The organism is Kitasatospora sp. NPDC057518, from assembly GCF_042802075.1.
Classification (GTDB): domain Bacteria; phylum Actinomycetota; class Actinomycetes; order Streptomycetales; family Streptomycetaceae; genus Kitasatospora.
Map to the genome: position 1 here is coordinate 1 of NZ_JBHVEU010000411.1, position 8,059 is coordinate 8,059.

7 protein-coding genes are annotated in these 8,059 nt (G+C 70.9%); 1 reads left to right on the plus strand and 6 read right to left on the minus strand.

The window, feature by feature from the left end:
- Positions 1 to 151 precede the first annotated feature (151 nt).
- From ACFU7Z_RS31440 to ACFU7Z_RS31460, 5 genes are all read right to left on the minus strand, one after another.
- On the minus strand, positions 152 to 1,681 hold the full coding sequence (locus ACFU7Z_RS31440; RefSeq protein WP_380781214.1) for a M1 family metallopeptidase: 1,530 nt from the start codon (positions 1,679 to 1,681) through the stop codon (positions 152 to 154).
- A gap of 164 nt (positions 1,682 to 1,845) precedes the next feature.
- Positions 1,846 to 3,372, minus strand: a complete 1,527-nt coding sequence (locus ACFU7Z_RS31445) for a M1 family metallopeptidase (protein ID WP_380781216.1) — start codon at positions 3,370 to 3,372, stop codon at positions 1,846 to 1,848.
- Positions 3,373 to 3,577: 205 nt separating this feature from the next.
- Positions 3,578 to 4,450 carry a sulfurtransferase gene (locus ACFU7Z_RS31450; protein WP_049658298.1) on the minus strand — a complete coding sequence of 291 codons (873 nt, stop codon included), beginning with the start codon at positions 4,448 to 4,450 and terminating at the stop codon, positions 3,578 to 3,580.
- Between the two features lie 165 nt (positions 4,451 to 4,615).
- The gene (locus tag ACFU7Z_RS31455; RefSeq protein ID WP_049658296.1) at positions 4,616 to 4,942 is read right to left on the minus strand and encodes a hypothetical protein; all 327 of its coding nucleotides are present in this window, start codon (positions 4,940 to 4,942) and stop codon (positions 4,616 to 4,618) included.
- Between the two features lie 151 nt (positions 4,943 to 5,093).
- The gene (locus ACFU7Z_RS31460) at positions 5,094 to 5,759 is read right to left on the minus strand and encodes a polysaccharide deacetylase family protein (protein WP_158077770.1); all 666 of its coding nucleotides are present in this window, start codon (positions 5,757 to 5,759) and stop codon (positions 5,094 to 5,096) included.
- A 419-nt stretch (positions 5,760 to 6,178) separates the two neighbouring features.
- On the opposite strand from ACFU7Z_RS31460, the gene ACFU7Z_RS31465 reads away from it, so the two are divergent.
- Positions 6,179 to 7,039, plus strand: coding sequence for an SAM-dependent methyltransferase (locus ACFU7Z_RS31465; protein ID WP_117486949.1), 861 nt, complete (start codon positions 6,179 to 6,181; stop codon positions 7,037 to 7,039).
- A 101-nt stretch (positions 7,040 to 7,140) separates the two neighbouring features.
- On the opposite strand, the gene ACFU7Z_RS31470 is transcribed toward ACFU7Z_RS31465, so the two are convergent.
- Positions 7,141 to 8,010: an Fpg/Nei family DNA glycosylase gene (locus tag ACFU7Z_RS31470; RefSeq protein WP_380781218.1), complete on the minus strand. Its 870-nt coding sequence runs from the start codon at positions 8,008 to 8,010 to the stop codon at positions 7,141 to 7,143.
- Positions 8,011 to 8,059: the final 49 nt, after the last annotated feature.

Consider the following 8,059-nt stretch of genomic DNA (forward strand, 5'->3'; position numbering starts at 1 on the left):
CGGGCGGGGCGGCGTTGGGGTGCGTGCATCGCAAGGCGGAGGAGGGAGCCACTGCGGAGCATTGGCGACCGACGACAACGCGGCGAGGTGCGTGCACCGGCGTCGGCCCGCAGACGCGAGTTTGAAGACACGCCCTGGTACCGCCCTGCCGTCAGTGCCGGCCCTCGTGCACCGAACCGGCCTCCTGGATCTTCTTCCAGGACTTCGGCTCGACCGGCACCGCGTCCCGGCCGGCGTCCGCGCCCGGCGCCAGCGAGGCCGCGGCCGCGGCACCCGGCGGCACCGGTCCGACGGCCGGCTTGCTCGGGGTGAACAGCCAGGTGTTCAGCAGGTCCCCGAGCTTCTGGCCGGAGACCTTCTCGGCGTACGCCTGGAACTCCGGGATGGTGGCGTTCCCGTAGCGCCGCTCGGTGGGCCAGCCCTTGAGGATCTGGAAGAACTTCTCGTCCCCGACGGCGTTGCGCAGCGCCTGGATGGCCACCGCGCCGCGGTAGTACACCGCGCCGGAGAACTGGTTCTCCTCACCCGGGTCGCCCGGCTTGACGGTCCAGAACGGGTCGTCGGCCGGGTGCGAGGCGTAGATGTAGTCGGCCACTGCCTGCGCGGTGCCCTCGTTCTCGTGCTCGGACCAGAGGAACTGCGAGTACTCGGCGAAGCCCTCGTTCAGCCAGATGTCGCTCCACTTGGAGAGCGAGACGCTGTCGCCGTACCACTGGTGGGCCAGCTCGTGGACGACCACCGAGGTGTTGGTGCCCCGGGCGAACAACCCGGGGCCGTAGGAGACCCTGGTCTGGGTCTCCAGGGCGCCACTGGACGAGGTGTTGGCGACGTAGCCGCCGACGGAGCTGAACGGGTACTCGCCGAAGTAGCCGCTCAGCCAGTCCACCAGCTCGCCGGTCCGCTCGATGCTCGCCCGCGCCGCGGCGCCGTTGTCGCCCAGGTCCTTGCTGTACGCGTTGTAGACCGGCAGCCCGCTCGCGGTGGTGTCCTGGGTGATGTCGAACTTGCCGATCGCCAGGGTCGCCAGGTAGGTCGCCTGCGGCTTGTTCTCCCGCCAGCTGTACCGGGTCCAGCCCGCCAGCGAACTGGTCCCGGTCAGCACGCCGTTGCTGATCACCTGGTTGCCGTCCGGCACCAGCACCGAGACGTCGAAGGTCGCCTTGTTGCTCGGGTGGTCGTTGCTCGGGTACCACCACGCGGCCGACACGGGCTCGCCGGCCACCACCGCACCGTCCGGGGTGCGGCGCCAGGCGGTGTAGCCGCCGTACTTCTGCACGGTGGACGGCACGTCCTTGTAGCGCACCACCACGGTGGCCTGGTCGCCCTTGGCGAGCGGCCGCGCGGGGGTGATCTCCAGCTCCTGGTCGCCACTGGTGGCGAAGGTCGCGACCCGGCCGTTGACCCGCACCTCGGAGACCTTCAGCGCGAAGTCGAGGTTGAACCGGGAGAGGTCCTGGGTGGCCGTCGCGAGGATGGTCGTGGTGCCCTCCAGCTCGTCCGTGGCGGGCTGGTACTTCAACCGGATGTCGTAGTGCGAGACCCGGTACCCGCCGTTGCCGAGGGTCGGGTAGTACGGGTCCCCGACGCCGTCCGCGCCGGGTTGGAAGCCGGAAGCCGAGGCCGGGACGGCCAGGAACAGGCTCAGGGCACTGGCAGCAGAGACGATCAGCCTCTTGCGCACATGGTCCTCCAGGGATCACCGGAACGATGGGGTTGAACCGATCCTTGTCCCGTCAACCCCTCCCCCACTCCCTTCCGGTGAGATGTTCATAAAAAGAAACGCGCCGACATGACGGCTTCGCGCCCGTGCCCCGAAGCCGTCACGCCGACCATTCCGACATGTCGTCAGCTATGGGACTGGTGCACCGAGTTGGTCTCCTGGATCTGCTTCCAGGACTTCGGCTCCGCCGGCAGCCGACCCTCCGCCCGGTCCGCACCCGGCGCCGGCGAGGCGGCAGCCGCGGCACCCGGCGGCACCGGCCCGACCGCCGGCTTGCCGGGGGTGAACAGCCAGGTGTTCAACACGTCCCCGAGCTTCTTCCCGGAGACCTTCTCCGCATAGGCCTGGAACTCCGGGATGGTGGCGTTGCCGTAGCGGCGCTCGGTGGGCCAGCCCTTCAGGATCTTGAAGAACTTCTCGTCCCCGACGGCGTTGCGCAGCGCCTGGACGGCCACCGCACCCCGGTCGTACACCGCGCCGGAGAACTGGTCGTCCGGGCCCGGGTCGCCCGGCTTGACCTTCCAGAACGGGTCGTCGGCCGGGTGCGAGGCGTAGACGTAGTCGGCGAGCTCCTGCGCGGTTCCCTCGTTCTCGTGCTCCGACCAGAGGAACTGCGAGTACCGCGCGAAGCCCTCGTTCAGCCAGATGTCGCTCCACTTGGAGAGCGAGACGCTGTCCCCGTACCACTGGTGGGCCAACTCGTGGACGACCACCGAGGTGTTGGTGCCCCGGGCGAACTGCCGGGGGCTGTAGAAGATCCGGGTCTGGGTCTCCAGGGCGTAGCCGGTCGGCACATTGGGGACGTAGCCGCCGACCGAGCTGAACGGGTACTCGCCGAAGTAGCCGCTCAGCCAGTCCACCAGCTCGCCGGTGCGCTCGACGCTCGCCCGCGCCGCGTCCGCGTTCTCGCCGAGGTCCTTGCTGTACGCGTTGTAGACCGGCAGCCCGCTCGGCGTGGTGTCCCGGGTGATGTCGAACTTGCCGACCGCGAGCGTGGCCAGGTACGTCGCCTGCGGCTTGTTCTCCCGCCAGCTGTACCGGGTCCAGCCGGCCTGCGAGCTGGTGCCCGTCAGCACGCCGTTGCTGATCACCTGGTTGCCGTCCGGGACGAGCACCGAGACGTCGTAGGTGGCCTTGTTGCTCGGGTGGTCGTTGCTCGGGAACCACCACCAGGCGGCCTCGGGCTCGTTCGCCGCCACGGCGCCGTCCGGGGTCCGGTGCCAGCTGGTGAAGCCGTACTTCTTCACCGTGGAGGGCACGCCCTTGTAGCGCACCACCACGGTGGCCTGGGAGCCCTTGGCGAGCGGCCGCGCGGGGGTGATCTCCAGCTCCTGCTCACCGCTGGTGGCGAACTTCGCGACCCGGCCGTTGACCCGCACCTCCGAGACGTCCAACGCGAAGTCGAGGTTGAACCGGGAGAGGTCCTGGGTGGCCGTGGCGAGGATGGTCGTGGTGCCCTCCAGCTCGTCCGTGGCGGGCTGGTACTTCAACCGGATGTCGTAGTGCGAGACCCGGTACCCGCCGTTGCCGTAGGTCGGGTAGTACGGGTCGCCGACCCCGGCCGCGCCCGGCTGGAAGCCGGAAGCCGAGGCGGGAACGGCCAGGAACAGGCTCAGGGCACTGGCAGCAGAGACGATCAGCCTCTTGCGCACGTGGTCCTCCAGGGATCACCGGAACGATTGGGTCGGATCGATCCTTGTCCCGGCAGCCCCTCGTCCACTCCCCTCCGGTGAGATGTTCATGAAAAGAAACCCGCCGACACGACGGCTTCGCAGCCCGGCCGCGAAGCCGTCACGCCACCTCACCCACCCCTGAGGCCCCTGAAGCCCCTCGCACCCCTCCTGCCCTTCCTGCCCCTCACGCCCCGAGCACCACCGGCGCCCGCACCAACGAGCCGTACTCCGTCCACGAGCCGTCGTAGTTCTTCACGTGCGGGTACCCGAGCAGCTCGGTGAGCGCGAACCAGGTGTGCGCGGACCGCTCGCCGATCCGGCAGTACGCGATCACCTCGCGCTCCGGCTCCACGCCCTTCCCCCCGTACAGCGCCCGCAGCTCCTCCGCCGAACGGAACGACCCGTCGTCGTTGGCCGCCTGGGACCACGGGATGTTGACCGCGCCGGGGATGTGCCCGGGCACCTGCGCCTGCTCCTGCGGCAGGTGCGGGGGCGCGATCAGCTCGCCCCGGAACTCGGCCGGCGAGCGGACGTCCACCAGCACCGCGTCCGCCCCGGGCTTGGCGAACACCTCGGCCCTGGCCAGCACCTCGTCCCGCAGCGCCCGCAGCTCCGGCCGCTCGGGCCCGCTCAACCGGAACCCGCTGTGCTGGTAGTCCATCACCGCACGGGTGAGCTCCCGCTCCTCCAGCTCCCACTTCTTGCGCCCGCCGTCCAGCAGCCGCACCGGCCCGAAGCCGCGCAGCCGCAACAGCCAGTAGGCGTAGGCGGCGAACCAGTTGTTGTTGCCCCCGTAGAGCACCACGGTGGTGTCGTCCTCGACCCCGGCCGCCCGCAGCAGGTGCTGGACGCCGTCGCGGTCGATGTAGTCCCGGCCGACCTGGCTGTGCAGGTCGGTGGTCCAGTTCCAGCCGACCGCGCCGGGGATGTGGTCCCGGTCGTAGGCCTCGGTGTCCTCGTCCACCTCGACGACCCGGATCGTCCCGTCGTCCAGGTGGTGGGCCAGCCATTCGGTGCGGACCAACGCCTCGGGGTGCGCGTAGCCGTTGCCGGTCATCCCAGGCCCTCCTTCGCTCTGCCCAGGCTGCGGCGCCCGACCACGGGCACGGCGGGCCGCGCGACGACGACAGGCGTACGGGCACGGCGAGGGGCCGGCGACCGGGCCGGACAGTTCGAACCTACGCCGCCCGCCCGGCCCCGGCCACCCCGCGCTCCCCCGCGCTCAGGAGAAGACCACGGAGCGCAGCTTCAGCCGGTCACCGAGCTTCTTGCCGGGGTTCATGACGTAGAAGACGTCGCCCGAGCAGCCGAAGTCCAGGAAGACCGTGGCCGTGGACTGGGTGCGGTTCTCCGGCGCGAAGCCCGGGTCCTCCTCGGTGGTCCACGGCAGGTCGATGCACTCGCGGCTCTGCGGGTCGGCCAGGCCCACGGGGACCCCGGGGCCGACCTTGTAGAGGAAGTCGCCCGTCGCGGCATTCGCGGAGAACGGGACGGCGAGGACGAGGGCGACGGCGCTGGCGGCGGCGAGCATGGCGTTGCGGAGACGCATGAGTGAGGGCCTTTCAGGTGGTACTCGGCAGTACCCGGTTAATTGGTGCGAGATCACCCTAGAGGCCCAAAAAACGCAGAAACGGTTCTTCTAATCCACCCATTCGAGTGGTTTAAGGGTTAAAACCGCGACCTGCCCCGTCATGCGAAACTCAGTTCGGCGGAGCCGTGAAGAGATACCCCGAGTCGACGAGCACCGGCAGGTACGCCTTCAACGCCGCCACCGTCTGCGACCGGTCCCCGCCCCCGTCGTGATTGAGCACGATCGACCCGGGCCGGACGTTCTTGAGGACCCGGTCGATGATCGCCGAGGTCCCCGGCCGGGCCCAGTCCCGCGGGTCCACCGACCAGGCCATGTTCCGCATCCCCAGGTCGGCGGCCACCTTGAGCGAGACCGCCGAGAAGTCCCCGCCCGGCGCACGGAACCAGGTGGGCTGCCGGCCGGTGGTCCGCTGCAGCAGGTCGGAGGTGCGCTCCAGCTCGTCCCGCACCTTGCCCTCCGACATGTGCCGCAGGTCGGGGTGGGTCCAGGTGTGGTTGGCGATGTGGTGGCCGCGGTCCGCGATCTCCCGCACCAGGGCGGGGTGCTCGACCGCGTTCTCCCCGATCAGGAAGAACGTGGCCCTGATCCCGTACTGCTCGAACATCGACAGCACGGTCGGCGTGTACCGGGGGTCCGGCCCGTCGTCGATGGTGAGCGCCACCACCTTCCGCTCCGGGTCCAGGTCGTACACCGGCTTGCTCTCCGCCTCGGAGAGCGCCCGGCGCACGGGCACCGCGCTCGGCGCGGCTCCGGACGGCGGCGCCGGCGAGGGCACCGCGGACGGCGTGCCCCCCGGGGCCGCCACCGACGGCGCGGCCGACGCCCCCTCGGTCCCCGTCGGGGCCGCGGCATCGGCCGCCCCCGCCGCCGCGCCGCCCTCCCCGCCACCCCAGGGGCTCCGACATCCGGCGGCCGTCCCCAGCAGGGACATTCCGGCCGCAACCAGCAGCAATCTGCGCGAAGTAATCTGACGATCTGACAGCATTCTGGATGCTTCCCCCGGCCGTCACCACGGTTCCCCGAGGGCAACTCCGACGGCCCCCATCACCACTCCGACGGCTCAAGGCCACCGGCCGTCCACTCCACATCCGAAGATCTTCCACGGATCTTCCCCGACCGGACGCTCCACCTCCCGTCCGGACCGCTACGCTGTGCCTTCCCCAGTGTGATGATCTGCCATCAGAGGACGTGGCCATGACGACAAGTCAGGACTCCCCCCGCCAGGGCCCGCAGGACGACGACGCCACCGAGCTCAGCCAGTGGGAACGCTTCGGTGTCGACACCACCGCCCCGCACTCTGCGCGCGTGTACGACTACTGGCTGGGCGGGAAGACCAACTTCCCGCCGGACCGCGCCATGGGGCAGGCCATCGAGCAGGCCGTACCGAGCGTCAAGGCGATGGCCAAGGCCAACCGGGCGTTCCAGGGCCGGGCCGTGCGCTACCTCGCCCAGGAGCACGGCATCCGCCAGTTCCTCGACCTCGGCACCGGCATCCCGACCTCGCCGAACACCCACGAGATCGCCGAGGCGGTCAGCCCCGGCACCCGGGTGGTCTACGTCGACAACGACCCGATCGTGCTCGCCCACGCCCGCGCCCTGATGGTCTCCAGCCCGGCCAGCCGAACCACCTACATCCACGCCGACCTGCGCAAGCCCGAGGAGCTGTTCGCCGACCCGGCGCTCACCGCCACCCTCGACCTCACCCAGCCCGTCGGCCTGCTGATGATCGCCGTACTGATGCTGATCGCCGACGAGGACGACCCCTGGGGCCGGGTCGCCGCACTGCGCGACGCCCTGCCCGCCGGCAGCTGCATCGCCCTGACCACCCCCACCCCGGACTTCGACCCCGAGGCCGTCGGCAAGGTCGCCGAGGCCGCCCGGGCCGGCGGGATGACCCTGGTGCCGCGCGGCTACGACGACGTCGTCCGCTTCTTCGACGGCTGGGACCTGGTCGAGCCGGGCGTCGCCCCGGTCCTGGCCTGGCGCCCCGACGGCGAGCCCCCGGCCGACCCGAAGGCCGCCTACTACTGGGGCGGCGTCGCCATCAAGCGCTGACCAAACGCCGACGACCGGGTGGGACGGCCAGAACCCGTCCCACCCCTCACTTCCCCTCCCCTCCCCACTTCCCCTCCCCTCCCCCTCACTTCTCCTCCCCCTCACTTCAACAGCCGCGACAACCGCCGGTCCGCCAACGGCTTGCCCCCGGTCTGGCAGGTAGGGCAGTACTGGAACGAGGAGTCCGCGAAGGACACCTCCCGAATGGCGTCCCCACACACCGGGCACGGCTCGCCGGTCCGGCCGTGCACCCGCAGCCCGAGCTTCTTCTCCGCCTTCAGCTCCCCCGCCGCCAGCCCCCGCGAGCGCTCCACCGCCTCCCGCAGCGTGCCCCCGAGCGCCTCGTACAGCCGGGCCACCTCGTCCTCGGTCAGACTCGCGGCCAGCTTGTACGGCGACATCCGGGCCGCGTGCAACACCTCGTCCGAGTAGGCGTTGCCCACCCCCGCCAACACCCCCTGGTCCCGCAGCACCCCCTTGAGCCGACGCCGCTCGCCCCGCAACAGCGCCGCGAAGTCCGCCAGCGTGAAGCCCGGATCCAGCGGATCCGGCCCGAGCCTGGCCACCCCCGGCACCTCGGCCGGCTCCCGCACCACGTACACCGCCAGCCCCTTCTTCGACCCGGCCTCGGTGAGATCGAACCCGTCCCCCGCCTCCCCCGCCAACCGCACCCGCAACGCCAGCGGATTGCGCGGAGACGGCCGCGGCGGCTCAGCGGGCAGACCGTCCTTCCACCGCAACCAGCCCGCCCGGGCCAGGTGGACCACCAGGTGCAGCCCCTCCGCCTCGACGTCCAGGAACTTGCCCCGCCTGGTCACCGCCCCGACCGTCCGCCCCTCCAACGCCGTCACCGGCGGGTCGTACGTCTTCAACGCACTGATCGCCACCGGCTGCACCCGAGCGATCACCCGCCCGGTCAACCGCTCGGACAGGAAAGCACTCAACGCCTCGACCTCAGGCAGCTCCGGCATGCCCCCAGTCTCCCCCGACCCCCCACCCCCCGCCTGCGCTCCCACCCAG